Annotated in this window: 18 protein-coding genes; 10 read left to right on the top strand and 8 right to left on the bottom strand. The window is 71.3% G+C overall.

All coding sequences use genetic code 11. The annotated features are described in order from the left end of the window. Nucleotides 1-7: 7 nt before the first annotated feature. Genes AC3ITM_RS00575 through AC3ITM_RS00555 form a run of 5 tightly spaced genes read left to right on the top strand, consistent with a single transcriptional unit; the run spans nucleotide 8 to nucleotide 7023 of the window. On the top strand, nucleotides 8-991 hold the full coding sequence (locus AC3ITM_RS00575; RefSeq protein WP_489267574.1) for an AAA family ATPase: 984 nt from the start codon (nucleotides 8-10) through the stop codon (nucleotides 989-991). A gap of 11 nt (nucleotides 992-1002) precedes the next feature. Then, entirely contained in the window at nucleotides 1003-1899 is an 897-nt protein-coding gene (locus AC3ITM_RS00570) for a DUF58 domain-containing protein (RefSeq protein WP_489267572.1), read from the top strand. A gap of 2 nt (nucleotides 1900-1901) precedes the next feature. Next, entirely contained in the window at nucleotides 1902-3032 is a 1131-nt protein-coding gene (locus AC3ITM_RS00565) for a BatA domain-containing protein (protein ID WP_489270146.1), read from the top strand. Further along, nucleotides 3029-5200, top strand: a complete 2172-nt coding sequence (locus tag AC3ITM_RS00560; protein WP_489267570.1) for a hypothetical protein — start codon at nucleotides 3029-3031, stop codon at nucleotides 5198-5200. Before AC3ITM_RS00565 ends, AC3ITM_RS00560 begins: the two co-directional genes overlap by 4 nt. Beyond that, the gene (locus AC3ITM_RS00555) at nucleotides 5197-7023 is read left to right on the top strand and encodes a hypothetical protein (RefSeq protein ID WP_489267568.1); all 1827 of its coding nucleotides are present in this window, start codon (nucleotides 5197-5199) and stop codon (nucleotides 7021-7023) included. Before AC3ITM_RS00560 ends, AC3ITM_RS00555 begins: the two co-directional genes overlap by 4 nt. Here AC3ITM_RS00555 and AC3ITM_RS00550 read toward each other — a convergent pair. Both AC3ITM_RS00550 and AC3ITM_RS00545 read right to left on the bottom strand, forming a co-directional pair. Then, nucleotides 7020-7457 carry a hypothetical protein gene (locus AC3ITM_RS00550; RefSeq protein ID WP_489267566.1) on the bottom strand — a complete coding sequence of 146 codons (438 nt, stop codon included), beginning with the start codon at nucleotides 7455-7457 and terminating at the stop codon, nucleotides 7020-7022. The two genes, AC3ITM_RS00555 and AC3ITM_RS00550, sit on opposite strands and share 4 nt — an antisense overlap. Before the next feature lie 124 nt (nucleotides 7458-7581). After that, nucleotides 7582-8277 carry a hypothetical protein gene (locus AC3ITM_RS00545; protein WP_489267564.1) on the bottom strand — a complete coding sequence of 232 codons (696 nt, stop codon included), beginning with the start codon at nucleotides 8275-8277 and terminating at the stop codon, nucleotides 7582-7584. A gap of 247 nt (nucleotides 8278-8524) precedes the next feature. Between AC3ITM_RS00545 and AC3ITM_RS00540 the strand changes: the two genes are divergently transcribed. Continuing rightward, on the top strand, nucleotides 8525-11005 hold the full coding sequence (locus AC3ITM_RS00540) for a DEAD/DEAH box helicase (protein WP_489267563.1): 2481 nt from the start codon (nucleotides 8525-8527) through the stop codon (nucleotides 11003-11005). Further along, nucleotides 11002-12078 (top strand): ribonuclease H-like domain-containing protein, encoded by a 1077-nt coding sequence (locus tag AC3ITM_RS00535; protein ID WP_489267561.1) that lies wholly within the window; start codon nucleotides 11002-11004, stop codon nucleotides 12076-12078. The genes AC3ITM_RS00540 and AC3ITM_RS00535 overlap by 4 nt, the downstream gene beginning before the upstream one ends. A gap of 6 nt (nucleotides 12079-12084) precedes the next feature. On the opposite strand, the gene AC3ITM_RS00530 is transcribed toward AC3ITM_RS00535, so the two are convergent. Then, nucleotides 12085-12489: a hypothetical protein gene (locus AC3ITM_RS00530; protein ID WP_489267560.1), complete on the bottom strand. Its 405-nt coding sequence runs from the start codon at nucleotides 12487-12489 to the stop codon at nucleotides 12085-12087. Between the two features lie 153 nt (nucleotides 12490-12642). Between AC3ITM_RS00530 and AC3ITM_RS00525 the strand changes: the two genes are divergently transcribed. Then, the gene (locus tag AC3ITM_RS00525) at nucleotides 12643-12972 is read left to right on the top strand and encodes an I78 family peptidase inhibitor (RefSeq protein ID WP_489267558.1); all 330 of its coding nucleotides are present in this window, start codon (nucleotides 12643-12645) and stop codon (nucleotides 12970-12972) included. Nucleotides 12973-13028: 56 nt separating this feature from the next. On the opposite strand, the gene AC3ITM_RS00520 is transcribed toward AC3ITM_RS00525, so the two are convergent. The 4 genes from AC3ITM_RS00520 to AC3ITM_RS00505 form a co-directional block, all read right to left on the bottom strand. Next, nucleotides 13029-14819 carry a M56 family metallopeptidase gene (locus AC3ITM_RS00520; RefSeq protein WP_489267556.1) on the bottom strand — a complete coding sequence of 597 codons (1791 nt, stop codon included), beginning with the start codon at nucleotides 14817-14819 and terminating at the stop codon, nucleotides 13029-13031. A gap of 3 nt (nucleotides 14820-14822) precedes the next feature. After that, a complete protein-coding gene (locus AC3ITM_RS00515) occupies nucleotides 14823-15209 on the bottom strand; it encodes a BlaI/MecI/CopY family transcriptional regulator (RefSeq protein ID WP_228884738.1) in 387 nt (128 codons plus the stop codon). Between the two features lie 285 nt (nucleotides 15210-15494). Further along, the gene (locus AC3ITM_RS00510) at nucleotides 15495-16571 is read right to left on the bottom strand and encodes an SDR family oxidoreductase (protein WP_489267554.1); all 1077 of its coding nucleotides are present in this window, start codon (nucleotides 16569-16571) and stop codon (nucleotides 15495-15497) included. Nucleotides 16572-16596: 25 nt separating this feature from the next. Continuing rightward, the gene (locus AC3ITM_RS00505) at nucleotides 16597-16830 is read right to left on the bottom strand and encodes a hypothetical protein (protein ID WP_489267552.1); all 234 of its coding nucleotides are present in this window, start codon (nucleotides 16828-16830) and stop codon (nucleotides 16597-16599) included. Nucleotides 16831-16982: 152 nt separating this feature from the next. Between AC3ITM_RS00505 and AC3ITM_RS00500 the strand changes: the two genes are divergently transcribed. Beyond that, nucleotides 16983-17324, top strand: a complete 342-nt coding sequence (locus AC3ITM_RS00500; RefSeq protein WP_489267551.1) for a hypothetical protein — start codon at nucleotides 16983-16985, stop codon at nucleotides 17322-17324. 13 nt (nucleotides 17325-17337) lie between these two features. On the opposite strand, the gene AC3ITM_RS00495 is transcribed toward AC3ITM_RS00500, so the two are convergent. After that, nucleotides 17338-18396: a DNA topoisomerase IB gene (locus AC3ITM_RS00495; protein ID WP_489267550.1), complete on the bottom strand. Its 1059-nt coding sequence runs from the start codon at nucleotides 18394-18396 to the stop codon at nucleotides 17338-17340. Between the two features lie 160 nt (nucleotides 18397-18556). Here AC3ITM_RS00495 and AC3ITM_RS00490 point away from each other — a divergent pair, with 160 nt between their 5' ends. Beyond that, a complete protein-coding gene (locus AC3ITM_RS00490; RefSeq protein WP_489270145.1) occupies nucleotides 18557-18934 on the top strand; it encodes an I78 family peptidase inhibitor in 378 nt (125 codons plus the stop codon). Nucleotides 18935-19006 lie beyond the last annotated feature (72 nt).

Below are 19006 nucleotides of genomic sequence, written 5' to 3'. Positions count from 1 at the left end.
GTGCCCTATGAATACCGACAGCCTTGACGCCCTCCTTCCCAAACTGCAGCAGCTGCGCGCCGCGCTGGGCCAGGCCGTGATCGGGCAGCACGCCGTCGTCGAACAGTTGCTGATCGGCCTGCTGGCCGGCGGCCACTGCCTGCTCGAAGGCGCGCCCGGGCTGGGCAAGACCCTGCTGGTACGCTCGCTGGGCCAGGCCCTGGAGCTGCAGTTCCGGCGCGTGCAGTTCACCCCCGACCTGATGCCCAGCGACATCCTCGGCACCGAACTGCTGGAAGAAGACCACGGCACCGGCCACCGCCATTTCCGTTTCCAGCAGGGCCCGATCTTCACCAACCTGCTGCTGGCCGACGAACTCAACCGCACCCCCCCCAAGACCCAGGCCGCGCTGCTGGAAGCGATGCAGGAGCGCACCGTGAGCTATGCCGGCACCACCTACGCGCTGCCGGCGCCGTTCTTCGTATTGGCCACGCAGAACCCGATCGAACAGGCCGGCACTTACCCGCTGCCCGAAGCGCAGCTGGACCGCTTCCTGCTGCACGTGCGGGTGGACTACCCCACCGAGCAGGAAGAGCGCGACATCCTGCTGCAGACCACCGGCAGCAGCAGTGGCACGGTGCCGCAGGTGATGCATGCCGATGACGTGCTGGCGCTGCAGGCCGCGGTGCGCCAGGTGCATGTCAGCGATGACGTGCTGACCTGGATTACCCGGCTGGTGCGCGCCAGCCGACCCGGCAGTGGCGCACCGGAGGCGGTCAACCACTGGATCAAATGGGGCGCCGGCCCGCGCGCCGGGCAGTCGCTGGTGCTGGCGGCCAAGGCGCGGGCGTTGCTGCAGGGCCGTTTCGCCGCCACCCGCGAGGACGTGCAGGCCCTGGTCGCCCCGGTGATGCGCCACCGCCTGCTGCTGTCCTTCGCCGCCGAAGCCGAACAGAAGGGCGCCGATGATGTGATCGCCGCGCTGCTGCAGGCTGTGCCGTTCCCGGCCTGATCCGCACGCCCGTGAACCGCCACGCCCCCATCGCCATCCCCGCCGATGTCCGCAACCGCCTGAAGGCGCTGCGGCTGGCGCCGCGGCGCGCGTCCGGGGCGCATGGCATCGGCCAGCATGCCAGCCGCAGCCGCGGTGCCGGGCTGGAGTTCGCGCAGTACCGCGCCTACGAGCCCGGCGACGAACTGCGCCAGATCGACTGGAAACTGTACGCGCGCTCGGACCGCTTCTTCGTGCGCGAATCCGAACGCGAGAGCCCGGTCACCGCATGGGTGCTGGTCGACGCCAGCGCATCGGCGCGCCAGCACGACCGCGCGCGCCCGGACTGGTCGCGGCTGGACCATGCCTGCGCCACCGCCGCCTGCCTGGTCGAACTGGCCCTGCAGCAGGGCGACCGCTTCGGCGTGATCGCGCTCAACGGCGATGGCGTGCAGCTGCTGCCCTCCGGCAGCGGCCTGCGCCAACGCGACCGCGCGCACCTGCTGCTGCGCCAGCTGCGCGCGCAGGGCGGCTGGCCGGACGTGGCCGCGCTGCGCCCGGTCTGGGAACGCGTGCACGCCGGCGACATGCTGGTCGCGCTGGGCGATGGTTTCGATGAAGCCTGCACCGCGCTGCTTGAACGCCTGGCCGGCGCACGCCGCGATGTGTACCAGGTGCAGCTGCTCAGCGCCGAGGAACGCGATTTTCCGTTCACCGACGGCCATCGCTTCCGCGACCCGGAAACCGGCGAGGAGCTGCTCGGCGACGGCCGCGCGCTGCGCGCCGACTACCTGGCCCGCTTCGCGCAGGCCCAGCGCGCATTGCAGGCGCGGCTGCAGGCCGGTGGCATCGCCCACGCGACCGGCTACCTGGACCAGCCGCTGGACGCGCCGCTGCGCGCCCTGTTCGGCAGCGGCGGCATGCGATGAGCCTGGGCCTGCTGTTCCCGCTGGGGTTGCTGGCGCTGGCCGCCTGGCTGGTGCCGCTGTTGATCCACCTTGCCCGCCGGCAGCACGACACACCGCTGGAGTTCGCCGCGCTGCGCTGGCTGCGGGCCAAGGCCCGCCCGCGCCAGCGCATCCGTTTCGACCAATGGCCGCTGCTGCTGGTGCGCTTGCTGCTGCTGGCCGCGCTGGCACTGCTGCTGGCACGCCCGCTGCTGCATGGCGGTGCGGCCGACACCCACCCGGTCACGGTGGTCGCCCCCGGGCTGGACGGCGCGGCACTGCGCGGTGACGACCGCGACGGCGACTGGCGCTGGCTGGCGCCCGGCTTCCCTGCGCTGCAGGCAGCATCGCCGGCGGCCACGCAACCGCTGGCCAGCCTGCTGCGCGAACTGGACCAGACCCTGCCGGCCGGCGCGCCGCTGACCGTGTACGTGCCCGACCCGATGCCCGGACTGGATGGGGAGCGCCCGCGCCTGTCGCGCCCGGTCACCTGGCGCACGGTGTCGGCCGCCTTGCCCGCCACGCGGACCAGCAGGCGTGGCGTGCAGCTGCAACCGGGCGGCGCGCCGGCCGATGCACAGGCCCTGCGCGTGCTCGATGCGCTGCAGCGTGCGTGGACCGGCCAACCGCTGGCAGCGCAGCGCGCCGACGGCGCGCCCCCCGATGACGTGCAGACCGGTGTGTGGCTGTCCGATGCGCCCTTGCCGGCAGCCTGGCAGGCGTGGCTGGAGCGCGGCGGCACGGTGCTGACCACGCCGCCCGCCCCCCGTCGCGACGCGGCCTGGTCGGTGCTGCTGCGCGACACCGATGACCTGCCGGTGCTCGAACAACGCACGGTTGGCGCCGGCCGCCTGCTGCGCTTCACCGCCCCGCTGGTGCCTGCCGAACTACCGGTGCTGCGCGAGGCAACGTTCCCGCAACGGCTGCTGGCCATCATCAGGCCGGCCACGGCGCCGCAACTGGCCATGGCCGGCGCGCATACCCCGCTGACCGGCGCAGCCGCGCCCCGCGCACAGCCGCGCGAGCTGGCGCCGTGGTTGCTGTTGGCGATCGTGCTGTTGTTCGCGCTGGAGCGCTGGCTGGCCACCGCTCCGCGCCGCAGGGCCAGCGCATGAGCCCGGCGGTGGAGCAGGCCTGGCAGCGCGCACGCCAGCGCCAGTGGTGGACCGGCATGCTGATCGGCGTGCCGGTTGCGCTGGCGTTGACCGCGCTGGCGCTGCGCCTGGGCGGCTTCAATGCGGCCACGGCGGTACTGCTGCTCGGCCTGCTGGCCACCGCCTGCATCGCCACCTGGCGCGTGCGGCGGCTCGACCGGCGCTGGCTGGTGCGCCAGCTGGACACCCATGCCATCGCGCAGGACAGCGCCGACCTGCTGTTCGCCGCACCGGACACGCTCAACCCGCTGCAACAGCGCCAGCGCGCACATGTCACCAGCGCGCTGCAGGCACGCATGCCCGACCTGCGCGCGACCTGGCCCGGGCGCGCGTTGCTGCTGGCCTGGACCGGCGCGCTGCTGCTGGCGACACTGGCGCTGGGCTGGCCGCACGCCGGCGGCCCATCACCCCTGCTGCCCGCCAGCCGCGCCCCCGCCGCCACCCCGGCGCAGCCGCCGCGGCTGCAGTCCACCCGCCTGCAGATCGACGCACCGGCCTACACCGGCCAGCCCACGCGCGTGCAGAGCACGCTGGATGCCAAGGTGGCGCAAGGCAGCCGGCTGCAATGGGTGCTGCGTTTCAGCGCGCAGCCGAGTGCGGCCGTGCTGCAGTTCCACGATGGCCAACGCGTCGCACTGCAGCGCGACGGCGAGCAGTGGCACGCGCAGTGGGCCGCGGCGCACCCGGCGCTGTACCGCATCGTCACCACCCCCGCACTGCGTGACAGCCGCCTGTACCGGCTGGACGTTGTGCCCGACCAGCCGCCTACCGTGCGCGTAATCACCCCCGACCGCAGCCTCGTGCTGGGCACGCCCGGCCAGCGCCAGTGGGCGCTGGCGTTTGAAGCCAGCGACGACCACGGCGTGGCTGCCAACGCCGAGCTGAAGGTCACCCTGGCCCAGGGCAGCGGCGAGAACATCAGCTTCCGCGAGCAGCGCTTCAGCCTGTCCGGCAGCGGCCCGGCCACCCAGCGCCGCTTCGCGCGCACGCTGGACCTGGCCGCGCTGGGCGCGGCGCCGGGCGACGATGTGATCGCACAGCTGCAGGTGCGCGACAACCACGCCCCGACCGCACAGACCGCGCAAAGCACCAGCCTGATCCTGCGCCTGCCCAGCGCCGAGCAGATCCAGGGCACCGACCTGGAGGGCATGGTCAAGAAGACCCTGCCGGCCTATTTCCGCAGCCAGCGCCAGATCATCATCGACGCCGAAGCACTGATCAAACAGCGCCGCCAGCTGTCGCCCGGGGAATTCACCCGGCGCGCCGATGCAATCGGCGTAGACCAGCGCATCCTGCGCCTGCGCTATGGCCAGTTCCTCGGCGAGGAAAGCGAGGGCGCCCCCCAGCCCCCGCCTCCGACCAGCGACGCATTGCCGACCAGCGACACGCCCGCCGCGGCGCATGACGACAACGACCACGCGCATGACGATGGCCACGACCATGCGCAGGCCGGCCACGACGACCACGGCCATGGCCCGGCCAAGGGCGAGGCCACGCCGGTATTCGGCAGCGCCACCGACGTGCTGTCCGAGTATGGCCACACCCATGACCACGCCGAAGCGGCCACCCTGCTCGATCCCAAGACCCGCGCCACCTTGAAGGCCGCGCTGGACCAGATGTGGTCGTCCGAAGGTGAACTGCGCCAGGGCCATCCCGAACGTGCCCTGCCATTCGCCTACAAGGCGCTGGGCTTCATCAAGGAAGTGCAGCAGGCCGAACGCATCTACCTGGCGCGGGTAGGACCGGAACTGCCGCCGATCGACGAAGGTCGCCGGCTCAGCGGCGACCGTACCGACCTGGCCAGCCGCACGTTGACCGTCACCGCCGTGGCAGCGCCGGATCCGTCGATCGTGGCGGTCTGGCAGCAGCTGGCCGACAGCGCTGCCGCGCCGGACCTGGATGCGTTGACCCGGTGGTTGCACGGCAACCAGACGCGCCTGCCCGACCCGCTCAGCCTGGCGGCGGCGGTCGAGGAACTGCGCGCGGCGCCGGACTGCGTCCACTGCCGCCAGGCCCTGCGTGCGCAGCTGTGGCGCGCCCTGCTGCGGCCGCTGCCACAGGTGTCGCGGCGCACCGCGCCCGGGCGCATGGGACAGACCTACCTGGATGCACTGGAGGACAGCCGATGAGCATGCCGCACGGGATCGCCCTCGCGCTGGCCGTGATCGTGCTGCTCGGCAGCACCCGCCTGCTGTGGCCGCCGCGGCCAGGATCGCGCCTGCGCTTGGCTGCCCTGCTGGTGCTGCAGGCCGCCAGCGCGGCGCTGCTGTATCTCTCGCTGGTGCCGCCGTCGGTCACCGCCGTCGCCCACCGGTTGACGGTGCTGACCGCCAACGCCGCTGCGTTGCAGGCAAGGACGACGGTTGGCGACACCGTCATCGCCCTGCCCGAAGCAAGGCCCGGCGCCGGCAGCGCGCGCGCGCCCGATCTGGCCACCGCGCTGCGCCAGCACCCGGGCACCCGGTCGTTGCGCGTCATCGGCGATGGCCTGCCCGCGCGTGATCGCGATACCGCGCTGCCGGCGCAGGTCAGTTGGCTTGCCTCCGCGCCGCCGCGCGGTTGGGTGGCGCTGCAGCCACCGGCGCCCACCGCACCGGGCGCGGTGTTCGTCGCGCGCGCGCGTGCGCAGGGCGTGACCACCGCCAGTGCCGAGCTGTTGGACCCGGCCGGCGTGGTGGTAGATCGCGCGCGCATCGCCGACGACGGCCGCGTGCGCCTGCAGGGCGTGGCGCGCGCCGGCGGGCGCAGTGAGTTCAGCCTGCGCCTGCTCGATGCCGGGCAGCACGTGGTGGACACCGTGGTGGTCCCGCTGCAGACCGTGGCCCAGCCCGCACCGCGCGTGCTGATCGTGGCCGGTGCACCGGGACCGGAACTCAAGTACCTGCGCCGCTGGGCCACCGACACCGGTCTGGCCGTGCAGGCACAGGCCAGCGCCGGTGGCGGGGTCATGCTGGGCGATGCCCCAGTCGCGCTCAACGCCGCGCGCCTGGCGGCCAGCGACGTGCTGATCCTCGACGAACGCAGCCTGGCCGCCCTCGATGGCGCGCAACGTAGCGCCGTGCAGCAGGCATTGCGCAGCGGCCTGGGGGTGTTGGTGCGTACCTCCGGGCCGCTTTCCGACGGCGCGCGCCAGGCGCTGCGCCGCTGGGGCCTGGCGGTAGGCGGCAGCAACCAGAGCACGCCGTTGACCCTGCCGGCCGATCCCGATCCGGCGCTGCTGCAGGCACGACGCGGCCCGCAGCGCCCGGCCAGCCAGCGCACCGCCCATACCGACGAGGCCGACACCGCATCACGCAGTGCCACCGCCCCGGCGCTGGAACAACTCACCCTGCGCGCGGCCGATGCCGGCGCGCTGCTGCACGATGCCAAGGGTGCGGCGATCGGTGGTTGGCGCAGCATCGGCCAGGGCCGGTTGGCGCTGCTGCCGGTCACCGACAGTTATCGGCTGGTACTGGCCGGCCGCGATGACCGCCATGCCGAACTGTGGAGCAGCATACTGACCACGCTGGCCCGCCCGCTGCCAGCCAGCGCCACGGTCCGCCCAGGCAGCGAAACACCCTGGGCCGGCGAACGCATCGCGCTGTGCAACCTGCGGGGCCCCACCCAGGTGCGCGCCCCGGACGGCAGTGGCACCGCCCTGGCCATCGACCCGTCCAGCGGTGCCGAGCACTGCGCCGGCTACTGGCCGCAGCAGCCGGGCTGGCACCAGCTGCAGCACGGCGATGCCATCCAGGCGTTCTACGTCTACGATCCCGCCGGCGCGCAGGCGCTGTACCGCCAACAGCTGCGCGACGCCAACGCCGTGCACCTGGGTGGTGCCGGACATGCCCCGGCGGCCACCCACCGCGTGCCCGGCCCACGCTGGCCGTGGCTGCTGGCCTTCGTGCTGGTCAGCGGCCTGCTGTGGTGGCTGGAGCGGCAGCGGCCGCGCGCGGATTCAACGCCGGCCTAGTTTCCGGGCGGCGCCGCGCAATCCCCCTGCGCGCACAACTGCTGCGCGCGACGTCGCTGGTCGGCGCTCAGCTCCGGCGGCGGACGGGCGATGGCCGGCTGGATCTGGTCCGGGCCGCCGCTCAGCTTGTGCAGGCCCTGCGCCGCCTTGGACAGCCCGTAGTTGATGCCCATCATCAGGTAGCCGCCGCTCAGGCTGACCTGCTCGGGCGTGGGCGGTTCGCTCCAGCTACGGCTGAAGCGATTGGGCGGTGGCTGCACCGGATTCCGGAAGCGGTACAGATCCAGTGGCTGGTCGTCCTCGGGCTTGAGCGCGCGGACTTCGCCCAGGGTGGTGACATCGGCAGGCACAGCGGCCGGCGCTGCAACCTCCGCCGCGGGCTGGGTCTGCGGCGGTGGCGGCGCTGCGGTCTGCGCGCCGGCCGTACCTGCCATGAGCAGCGCGCTCAGTACCACTGCCTGGGATCCACGTCGTACCACGGCCGATCATCCCTGCGCGTTGAATGCTGCGCCCAAGGATACGGATGCAGGCTTCAGATTTCGTTGGTTGCCTTGGCGGTCACGGCGCCGGGTGCTTGCCGGCCTGGCGCCGGTACACGCCGTTGAAGCGCACGTTCATGCCGCCGCAACCACTGTTGTCGGACACGATCAGATAGCCGCCCAGCAGCCGTGCCTGCAGTTGGCAGCCCTCGTCATCGCTGTCGACGAAATCCACCACCGCGCCGCGCGGGCGCGCGACCGCGTCGATCTGGCCCAGGTTGGGCCCGTAGGGCCGCTGCGGGGTAGGCTTGGCCGAGGGCCAGAAGGCCTCGCCGGTGACGGCCAGTTGGCCGTCACGCACGCGCAATACCAGGCTGTCGTCGCCATTGCTCCAGTGGCCGGCCCAGTCGCGCAGGGCGGGCGCGGCCTGCACGGGCAGCGGCTGCAGGCGGGCGGCATCCACCCAGCCGGCACTGCCGCCCACCGCGTTGGGGAAGAACGCGCAGCGGTAGCTGCCGTGCGTGCGCCCGGTGATCACGGTATCGCCGGCCACCACGTAGCTGCGCTGGCGGCACGCCGGTTCGCCCTTGGCCGGGCAGCCGTCGAGGTCGCCCAGCAGGTACAGCCGCGCCCCGCCGGTCACCCTGGCCACGGCGAAGTCGCCCTGTTCGGTGGGGAAGGCACCGTTGCGGCAGGTGCCGCCGTCGGCGCTGTGCTGCGCCAGCGCAACGCCTGGCAGGGCGGACAGGGCCATGAGGAAGAACAGACGCTGCATGCGCGATGGAACTCCGGTCGGGAAAGACTGCCGGTGCGCCCCGGACATGGATCGGAGGCGCAGGGCACCTGCCTATACTGCCGCTTTCCAGACCAGGGCGCGTCCGCGACGCGTTCGACGACGCGGTCAAGAGGCCAGGCGCGGCCGACGCACCACCGCGCTGAACCATTCACGCGTCGATCCGGCCGTTCTCAAACATTGAGACGTCGTTGTGCTTCCATGGCGTCCTTTGCAGACCGTTGTTCCCATGGCCTACGAACTTGCCAAGCGCACCGAAGACGCCGAGCGCCGCCTTGCCACCACCGACGGGCTGCCCTCGCGCAACGGCGCACTGCTGACCGCACGGCTGCAGCAGCGTTACGCCGACCGCATCACCGGCAGCTTCACCATTCCCGGGCGCGACGGCCGCTATGCGCCGATGCCCGCCGACGTGCCGGCGGCATTGGCGGCCGCCTTGAAGGCCCGTGGCATCGAGCAGCTCTACAGCCACCAGGCGCAGGCCTGGGAGGCCAGCCAGCGCGGCGAGCACGTGGCCATCGTCACCCCCACCGCCAGCGGCAAGTCACTGTGCTACACCCTCCCGGTGGTCAGCGCGGCGATGCAGGGCAAGGCCAAGGCGCTGTACCTGTTCCCGACCAAGGCGCTGGCCCAGGACCAGGTGGCCGAGCTGCTGGAACTCAACCGCGCCGGCGATCTGGGCGTGAAAGCCTTCACCTTCGATGGGGATACGCCGGGTGATGCGCGCCAGGCGATCCGGCTGCACGGCGACATCGTGGTCTCCAACCCGGACATGCTGCACCAGGCGATCCTGCCGCATCACACCAAGTGGGCGCAGTTCTTCGAGAACCTGCGCTACGTGGTCATCGATGAAGTGCACACCTACCGCGGCGTGTTCGGCAGCCACGTCACCAACGTGCTGCGCCGGCTCAAGCGGATCTGCGCGTTCTACGGGGTGGAGCCGCAGTTCATTCTGTGCTCGGCCACCATCGGCAACCCGCAGGCGCATGCACAGGCGCTGATCGAAGCGCCGGTCACCGCAATCACCGAATCGGGTGCGCCCAGCGGCCCGAAGCATGTGCTGCTGTGGAACCCGCCGGTGGTCAATGCCGACCTCGGCCTGCGCGCCTCGGCGCGCTCGCAGAGCAACCGCATCGCCCGCATCGCGATCAAGTCCGGGCTGAAGACGCTGATCTTCGCGCAGAGCCGGCTGATGGTCGAAGTGCTGACCAAGTACCTCAAGGACATCTTCGACCACGACCCGCGCAAGCCCGCGCGCATCCGCGCCTACCGTGGCGGCTACCTGCCCACCGAACGCCGCGAGACCGAACGGGCGATGCGCGCCGGGCAGATCGACGGCATCGTCAGCACCTCGGCGCTGGAGCTGGGCGTGGATATCGGCAGCCTGGACGTGGTGGTGCTCAACGGTTACCCGGGCAGCGTGGCCGCCACCTGGCAACGTTTCGGCCGCGCCGGGCGCCGCCAACAGCCGGCGCTGGGGGTGCTGGTGGCCAGCTCGCAGCCGCTGGACCAGTACGTGGTGCGGCATCCGGATTTCTTCGCCGAGGCCTCGCCCGAGCATGCGCGCATCGCGCCGGACCAGCCGCTGATCCTGTTCGACCATATCCGCTGCGCCGCCTTCGAGCTGCCGTTCCTGGCCGGCGACCCGTTCGGCCCGATCGACCCGCTGGTGTTCCTGGAAGCCCTCGCCGAAACCGAGGTGATCCACCGCGAGGGCGAGCGCTGGGAATGGATCGCCGACAGCTACCCGGCCAACGCGGTCAGCCTGCGCTCGGTGGCCGACGGCAACTTCGTGGTGGTGGACCGCAGCGACGGCAAGCAGCAGATCATCGCCGAGGTGGACTATTCGGCCGCCGCGCTGACCCTGTACGAAGGCGCCATCCACATGGTGCAGTCCACGCCCTACCAGGTGGAACGGCTGGACTGGGACGGCCGCAAGGCCTATGTCACCCGCACCCACGTGGACTACTACACCGACAGCATCGACTTCACCAAGCTCAAGGTGCTGGACCGCTTCGACGGCTGCATCGCCGGTCGTGGCGATGCGCATCACGGCGAGGTGCACGTGGTGCGCCGGGTGGCCGGCTACAAGAAGATCCGCTATTACACCCATGAGAACATCGGCTACGGCCCGGTCAACCTGCCCGACCAGGAGCTGCACACCACCGCAGTGTGGTGGCAGTTGCCGCAGGCGCTGCTGCTGACCGCGTTCGACAGCAAGCAGGAGGCGCTGGACGGCTTCCTCGGCGCCGCCTACGCGCTGCACATCGTCGCCACCGTGGCGGTGATGGCCGATGCGCGCGACCTGCAGAAGGCGGTCGGCAATGGCGATGGCGCCTGGTTCGCGGTGGCCGACCAGAGCGGCCGCGGCCAGCTGCGCGGCGCCGAGTTCGATGCCAGCGCGATCGAACTGCAGCAGCAGTTCGTGCCCACGGTATATCTGTACGACAACTTCCCCGGCGGCGTGGGGCTGAGCGAACCGCTGTGGCTGCGCCAGGCCGAGCTGCTGCTGCGCGCGCGCGAACTGGTGCAGGGTTGCGACTGCAAGGGCGGTTGCCCGGCCTGCGTCGGCCCGGTGCTGGCCGGCCAGGAAGACGATGCCACCACGCCGCGGGCGCTGGCGTTGAAGGTGCTGGACCTGTTCGACAGCGCAGCGTTGGCGTCCGCGGCCGAACGCGAGCGCCAGGGCGCCGAGGTGGTCGGCCCGTGAGCCTGAGCCTGGACAAGTTGCGCCTACTGCGCCGGCAGGCCGGCGATGCGACGGCGGCGGCGCCTGAAAACCCGGTAGGTGCCGACCGTTGGTCGGCACACCCCACCGAACCCGCAGCCCCCCTTCCGGCCGCCGCCAACGACGCGCGCGTGCGCAAGCCCGCACCCGCATCGGTGTTCGGCTGGGTCGAACAGGAAATCCGCCACAAACCGACCGGCGCAGCCGCATGCGGTCCCGCATCGGCGGCTTCCGCCACCCCGGTACCGGCGCTGCGCAAACCCGAGATCGGCGGCCTGCGCCGTCTGCTCGGGCTGCGCGAACGCGGCAGCAGCGCGGCCGCACCGCGCGAGAACGCCAAGGACCGCCACGTGCCCGGCGAGGAAATCGCACCGGGCCTGTTCCTGATCGAATCGTTCGTCGCCCAGGCCATCCCCACCGAACCGCTGTCGCTGGCTTTCGCCAAGCGCGAGGGCGAGCAGGTGCAGCCGCGGGACCTGCTGTTCTTCGATACCGAGACCACCGGCCTGGCCGGCGGCACCGGCACCCGCGCCTTCATGATCGGCGCCGCGGACTGGCACACCCATCCCGGGCGCGGTGACGGCCTGCGCATCCGCCAACTGCTGATGACCACGATGGCGGCCGAAACCGCGATGCTGCGCGAGTTCGCCAGCTGGCTACAGCCCACCACGGTGTTCTCCAGCTACAACGGCCGCTGCTACGACGCCCCGCTGCTCAAGACCCGTTATCGGCTGGCACGGCAGCGCTGCCCGATCACGCCGCTGGATCACGTCGACCTGCTGTTCCCCACCCGCCGCCGCTACCGTGGTACCTGGGAGAACTGCCGGCTGGCCACCATCGAGCGCCAACTGCTGCAGATCGTGCGCGAGGACGACCTGCCCGGCTCGGAAGCGCCGGCGGCGTGGCTGAACTACCTGCGCGGCGGCAGTGCGGTGAACCTGCGCCGCGTGGCCGAGCACAACCACCAGGATGTGGTCACCCTGTCGCTGCTGATGCTTCGGCTGGTGGCCGAGCAGCAGCGCGAGCGCGAAACGCTCGCGCTGCAGCCGCAGTAGGGCCGCTCAGGGATCGCGACGGAAGGTGAACCAGTGTTCGCCCGGCCCGATCGCCTTTTCCACCTTGACCAGGAAGGTGGCGCTGGGTACCGCATCGTCGCCCGGCATGCCCGGCTGGCGGTAGACCCGGCACAGCGCATGGAAGGTCGCCGCAGTCGTGGCGGCCGGTGCGATGTCCAGCTTGGTCCAGCGCAGCCAGTGGCGGCCATGTTCCTCGTAGACCAGCCCGTCGCCGGCCACGCCGGGCACGCTGATATCGCGGTCGTTGGCCGCCGCATAGCCCGGCGGCAGGGCAGGGAAGTTCAATGCGACACACACCGAGTCGGCCAGTTCATCGCCGGCCGGGTCGGCCAGCGCCGGGGCCGTGCCGGCGGCCAGCGCCAGCAGTACGGGGATCAGCACGGTTTTCATGGGCAGCCTTGTTGGAGGTGGACCTGTGTTGTAGCCGGCCCGGCGCGGCCAATCCATCGGAATCCATGCAATTGCCGTCCCGCATCCGGCGTTGACGCCGGCCGACGGCGCCATCGGCCACACTGTAGGCCTACACCCGTCGGAGTCCCTGCCATGCGCTTGAATATCCTGCTTGCCCTGGGCTGTGCGCTGCCGTTGGCGGCCTGCAGCCAGCCACACAAGAGCACCGCAACGCCCACCGTTTCCGCCGACCCGGTGGCCGCCGGTGCCGATGCCGGCGCACGCTGCGACCCGGAAAAGCTCACCGGCCTGGCCGGCCAGACCGCCACCGAGGCGGTGATCAAGAAGGCCGTGCAGGACAGCGGCGCGCGCCACGCGCGGGTGTTGAAGCCGGGCATGGCGATGACCATGGATTTCCGCGAAGACCGCCTCAGCATCGAAGTGGATGCGCAGAACAAGATCGTGCGCGCCAACTGCGGTTGATCCTATCGTGATGGTGACCTGCGGTTCGCCGCAGGCCACCTATCGACGCCGGATGCTCAGTCCAGGCGCTGCGCCTTGCCGCTGGACAGCGCCTGGTCGATCGCCACGCGCACCGCACGTGCGGCACGCGCCGAGGCGACCGCCTGCTGCCGTGCCAGGCGCGCCTGCTCCATGCCCAGCTCGGCCTGCTGGCGGGCAATCCGCGCGATCTCGCGCTGATCCAGCGCGCGGCGCGAGTCCTGGCGTGCCTGCTGCGCGGCCCGGTTGGCGATCTCGGCGACGTCGACCGAGGCCATGACATCGGCGGTCACATCGACCGACATCGCTGCGATGCGCTCGCCCAGCGCGCCCTGGCGCTCGCCGATCTGCCCCTGCCGGGTGCCGAGCGCGCCGACCTCGGCATAGGCCTGGGACAGCTGCTGCAGCACTGCCCGGTCGCGGATCAGGTAACGCTGCTGGCCGCGGCGCACCCACAGCGCCGGGTCGCCGTCGCCGGCATCGCGCCGGGCCTGCTTGAGGTCGGCCAGCGAGGCATCGACGAAATTGTCGCCATCGCCCATCAGCACGAACGCCTGCGCCGGCTGCCGTGACAGGTCCAGGCGACCGTGGGTGACCAAGCCATCACCGCTGTCGGCATGTTCCTCGTGCTGCTCATGTTCCTCATGCGCATCGGGCTCGACCGGCTCGGCTGGGTCAGCCGCTTCGGCCACTTCCGCTGCTCCAGCCGGTGCGGCGGGCGCAGCCGGTGCAGCGGGCGCCGGCCGTGCGGCCGCTGCCCTGGGCGGGGCCGGCGGGGCCGGCGGCGATGGCGGTAGCGGCGCGCGCGGCACCGGCGGCGGCGGTGGCACCGCCGCGACCAGCCGCAGCGGCGCCACTCCGACCAGCACGAACACCGCCGTAATCGCCAACGCAGCCACGCGTGGGAAGCGGCGGGTGTGCTGCAGGCTCAACAGGCGCCGCTTCAGGCTGCGGAAGTTCGGCGACGCGCTGGCCACCCCCAGCGCAGGGCGCGGTGCCACCCCCAGCTGCAGCAGCAGCCGGCCGTAGTCGTGGCGGCAATGCGCATGGCCGGCCACTACCGCGCCGTCGCAGGCTTCTTCGCGCGCCAGTGCATATTCGCGCCCCGCCAGGTGCACCAGCGGGTGGAAGAAGAATAGATGCTGCGCCAGCGTGGGCAGCAGGCCCCACCACAGGTCGCGGCGCTGCAGGTGGACCAGTTCATGGGTCAGCGCCATGTCCAGCGCATCGGCGCTCATCGCCGGCAGTTCACGGGCGGGCAGCAACAGCACCGGTTGCCACGGGCCGATCAGCTGCGGCGAATGAATCTGTGCGGAAATCTTCAGCCGTGGCGCATGGCGCAGGCCGTGCGCTTCGGCTGCCAGTTGCAGTGCCTGCTGCAGGGTGGCATCGGTGCAGTCCACGGCGCTGCGCAGCAGCGCGCGGCTGTGCCGGTACTGCCGCAGGGTGTGCAACAGCATCAGCAGCACCCCGGCCGCCCAAGCCGCCAGCAGCAGGGCCGGCCACGACCACAGTGCGGACGGCGGCGCGACGGGGCTGGCCGCATCGAGCGCGGCCGGGGCCACCGTCAGTGCGCCCTGCACCGCCGGCAGTGCCAGCGGGTGGATGGCATACGCCGCCGGTGCCGGCAACACGGCCAGTTCCAGCGGGCTGCTCCAAACCAGGCCGAGCACGGCCTGCGCGGCCACCAGCCACCACAGCCGGCAGCGGGTGGCCGCCGGCAACGCCGGCAGCACCCGGCAGACGGCCCAGACCAGGGCCACCAGCAGCACGCTCTGCACGCTGGTCCAGCCCAGCCGCGCCAACGCTTCGGCAATCATGGTGTGCATGCCTCAGCCCTCCCGCTTGCGCGATTGCAGTTGTGCCACCAGGGCTTCCAGCTCGGCCAGTTCCTGGTCGCTGACTTCGGCCTTGTGCGACAGGAAGGCCACGAACGGCGATACCGAACCCTGCAGGGTCTTTTCCACGAAGCTGGCCACCGCCCCCTGCACCACGCTGTCCTGGCCGCGGGTAGCGGCGTAGCGGTACAGGCCGGCGACCTGGCTGCGCTGCAGATACCCCTTGCTGCGCAAGCGTTCCATCATGGTCAGCACGGTCGATCGGGCCAGCCCGCGTTCCTCGCCAAAGCCGGCCGCCACCTCGCCGACGCTGGCACTGTCGTGTTCCGCTACGTACTGCAGCAGGGCCAGTTCCTGGTCCCCGATGGTCTTGCCGCGCATGACGCTCTCCGATGACTACACGTGTCGCTACCGTGCCCGTGACTACACCTGTCGTCAAGTGCCGGACGGTAGCGCGCCGACGAACGGTCATTGCGCCGGCAACCGTCCTGCCGTCCGCCTCCCGGTGCCGTCCGTCGCGCCACGTGCAGCGAACCAATGGCACCGCCGGTGCGGCGCCCCGGCGGCCGTACCGGTGCCACGACATGCTCCCGGGGCGGTAGCCGGATCGTGTCCGGCAGGACGTCATTCCGAAGATCGCCGCCTTCCATGGCGACCGCCCCACCCTCAACCGTGCGGCCCGCCCATCACCGGCAGGATCACCCCGCTGATGTAGCTGGCGGTGATCGGCGAGGCCAGGAACACATAGGCCGGGGACAGTTCCTCCGGCTGCGCCGGGCGGCCCATGTCGCTGTCCCTGCCGAACTCGGCCACATCGGCGGCCTGCTTGTCGGCCGGGTTGAGCGGCGTCCAGACCGGGCCGGGGGCCACCGCATTGACCCGGATCCCACGCGGCAGCAACTGGCTGGCCAACGCCTTGGTAAACGCATGGATGGCGCCCTTGGTGGCCGAATAATCGATCAGCGCCTTGCTGCCGAACAGGCCGGTCTCCGAACCGGTGTTGATGATGCAGTCGCCCTCCTGCAGGTGCGGCAACACCGCACGCGCCATCTGGATGTAGCCGGCGATGTTGGTCTGCAGGGTTTCCTGCAGATGCGCGTCCTCCAGGTCTTCCAGGCGCTGGCAATGCAACTGGAAGGCGGCGTTGTTGACCAGGATGTCGATCCCGCCGAACGCCTTGGCGACCTGCTTCACCGCCTTGTCGCAGAATTTCGGATCGCGTACGTCGCCGGCAATCACCACGCAGCGGCCGCCTTCGGCTTCCACGTGCCTGCGGGTGAGCTGCGCATCGGCGTCTTCATCCAGGTGCAGTACCGCCACATCGGCGCCTTCGCGCGCGAACAGCACCGCCACCGCGCGGCCGATGCCCGAATCGGCGCCGGTGATGATCGCGCGCTTGCCCTGCAGCTTGCCGCTGCCCTGGTAGTCGGGGGCAAGGAACTGCGGTGCCAGCCGCAGGTCGTGTTCGTTGCCCGGTTTGGCCAGGTGCTGGGCGGGCATCTTCTCCGGTTGCCGGCGGCTGCCGGCCTGGGTGGCCTTCTTGCCGGCCTTGTTCGACGCGGCGCGTGCGTCCTTGGCTTTTTCCTGGTCCTGCAGGCGTCGCTGGCGCGCGGCGACGCGGCCGGCACGCGGATCGCCGGCGGCTGTCTTGCCGGTGGCGGCCTTGGTCACCGGGGTGCGTGCCGTCTTGGCGGCCTTGGCGGCCGTGGCGGGGCGTTTACGGGTCTTGTTGGCAGTGGCCATCGTCGGCTCCTTCAGGCGGGGGGCATCAGGCGCGATCGGCCACGCCCTGGACACCGGCGTGGCTGGCGCAGTGCGCGCAGCAATAGATGGCCCCATTGCCCTCGCTGCCGTGACCGATGACAGCGCACTGGCAGTGTGCGCAACGGGGCGCAAAGGCATGGATGGCGCATTCGAAGGAATCGTAGGTGCCGCTGCGTTCCCCCTGGGTCAGGGTGAAACTCTTGTCGTAATCGTTGCCGCAGACATCGCAGATGGCCATGGGTGTTCTCCACGCATGATGGTTGCCTACAGTGTGGTCAGGCGCCGGCGCGCACCCGGTGAATGCAGTGTGGGTGCGGTGTAAACGACATTCATCCGCTGCATACGCCGGCCGCTGCACCCTGAGTGCCAGAACCCCGTTGGAGTCATCCCATGTATCGCCCCCTCTTCGCGGTTGCCGCGATCGCCAGCCTGGCCGCCTGCAGCAGTACCCCGGTCGCCCAGGTGCAGCCGATCGACGGCGTCATTTCCGGCCAGTGCCATGTCGACAAGGTGCGCGGCGCGGTCGGCCTGGCGGCTTCGGCCGCCACCATCGAACGCGCGCGGGTGGACAGCGACAGCCTGCAGGTAGCGGTGGTGCGCGGCCAGCGCCGCGAGAGCGGGCCGACCGCCAGCGGCGCGGCCGACCCCAGCCCCGGCGCGCAGGACGGTGGCGAGCGGCTGACCATCGAAACCGGCGCCACCAACAACATCACCGCGATCTACTGCGGCTGATTGCCGCGCCGGCTCAGCGCGCGCGCCGGCGCGCGCTGCGCAGGAAGCGCAGCGCCGCCTGTTCCCACTGGCGCTCGCCGCGCAGCCCGGCCAGGCTGACCAATGCGCCGGCCCGCCAGCCCTCGAACACGCACGGGTCGATATAGGCCTTGCGGCACACCGCCGGGGTATTGCCGAGCACCTTGGCCACCTCGCACACCGCCTCCTTCTGCAGCGCCGCCAGCGCACGTTCGCTTGGCGGTTCGGGCAGTGCGGTGGCCGCCAACTGGCGCAGCGCCGCCACCGTGCCGCCCCAGGTCCGGAAATCCTTGGCGCTAAAATCGCCCCCCATCGCCGCATGCAGGTAGTCGTTGACCTGGCCCGAATCGACCGGCTGTACCGTGCCGTCATCGTCGCGGTACTGGAACAGCGCCTGGCCGGGCAGCTGCTGGCAACGCCGGATCAGCTGCACCAGGCGGCGGTCGTCCACGTCCACTTCCTGGGCCTGCCCGGATTTGCCGCGGAAACGCATGCGCGCCCGGCCGCCCTTGAGCAGGGCCAGGTGGTGGTTGCGCAGCGTGGTCAGCCCGTAGGAACGGTTGTCGCGGGCGTAGGCGCTGTTGCCGATGCGCACCAGGGTGCCGGCCAACAGGGCGACCACGATCGCCAGCACCTTGTCGCGCGGCAGGCCGGGCAGCTTGAGGTCGCGCCGCAGGCGCCGGCGCAACGCCGGCAGCGCCTTGCCGAAGGCGATCACGCGGTCGAACTTGCCCTCCCCGCGCACCCGCGCCCAGTCGGCGTGGTAGCGGTACTGCTTGCGCCCGCGCGCGTCGCGGCCGGTGGCCTGCAGGTGGCCGTTGGGCAGCGCGCAGATCCACACATCGGTGTAGGCCGGTGGAATCGCCAGGGCGCGGATCCGCGCCAGCGTGGCCGCATCGCGCACCGCCGCGCCATCGACATCGCGGTAGGCAAAGCCCTTGCCGGCGCGGCGGCGGGTGATGCCGGGCTGGTCGTCGCTGACGTAGCGCAGACCGGCCTGGCGGGCGGCGGCGGCTTCGGGGCTTGCTGGGCTAGCGGGGCGGGGTGCTGTCATGGGCGGCGCAGGTCGGAAGTGACCGGCAGTGTGGTCGCTGCCACTGCGGCAGCGCGTCAATAACGCAAGACAAACACCTCGGCGGCCACCAGCGGATATGCTCCATCGTTTCCTGGTTGGAATGTCTGGAGTTCCGATGTCGTCATTGTCGTTCCGCCGCATGCGGCGTTCCATGGGGCTGATGGCCCTGTTCCCCGCCCTGCTGGTCCTGTCGGCCTGCCAGGCGCCGCCGATGGACGAGCAGGAAGCCGTCGCCAGCCATGCCCAGAAGGCTGCCGAAGCGGCCGCTGCGCCCACCGACGAAACCGGCAAGGCGACCGAAGCGCCGCCGGTGGGCAGCTGCGATGCAACCCAGGTGCAGAGCCTGGTCGGCCAGCCCTACACCGACGCGATCGGCGGCCAGGCCCAGCAGGATGCCGGTGCCAAGGAAAAGCGGGTGCTGCGTCCCAGCGATATCACCACCATGGAGTTCGTCGGTGAACGGCTGAACATCGAAGTGGACGAAAAAGAGACGATCAGCGGCCTGCGCTGCGGCTGAATCGGGGCGGCGGGAGGCAGGATCTGCAGGGGGTTGGTTGCGCCTGCAACCGTGTATTGCGGCGTTGCAGCA

Source organism: Stenotrophomonas sp. KH_029 (assembly GCF_057839765.1).
The sequence above is the reverse complement of the archived record's forward strand: the minus strand, read 5'-3'. Positions and strand labels throughout refer to the sequence as shown.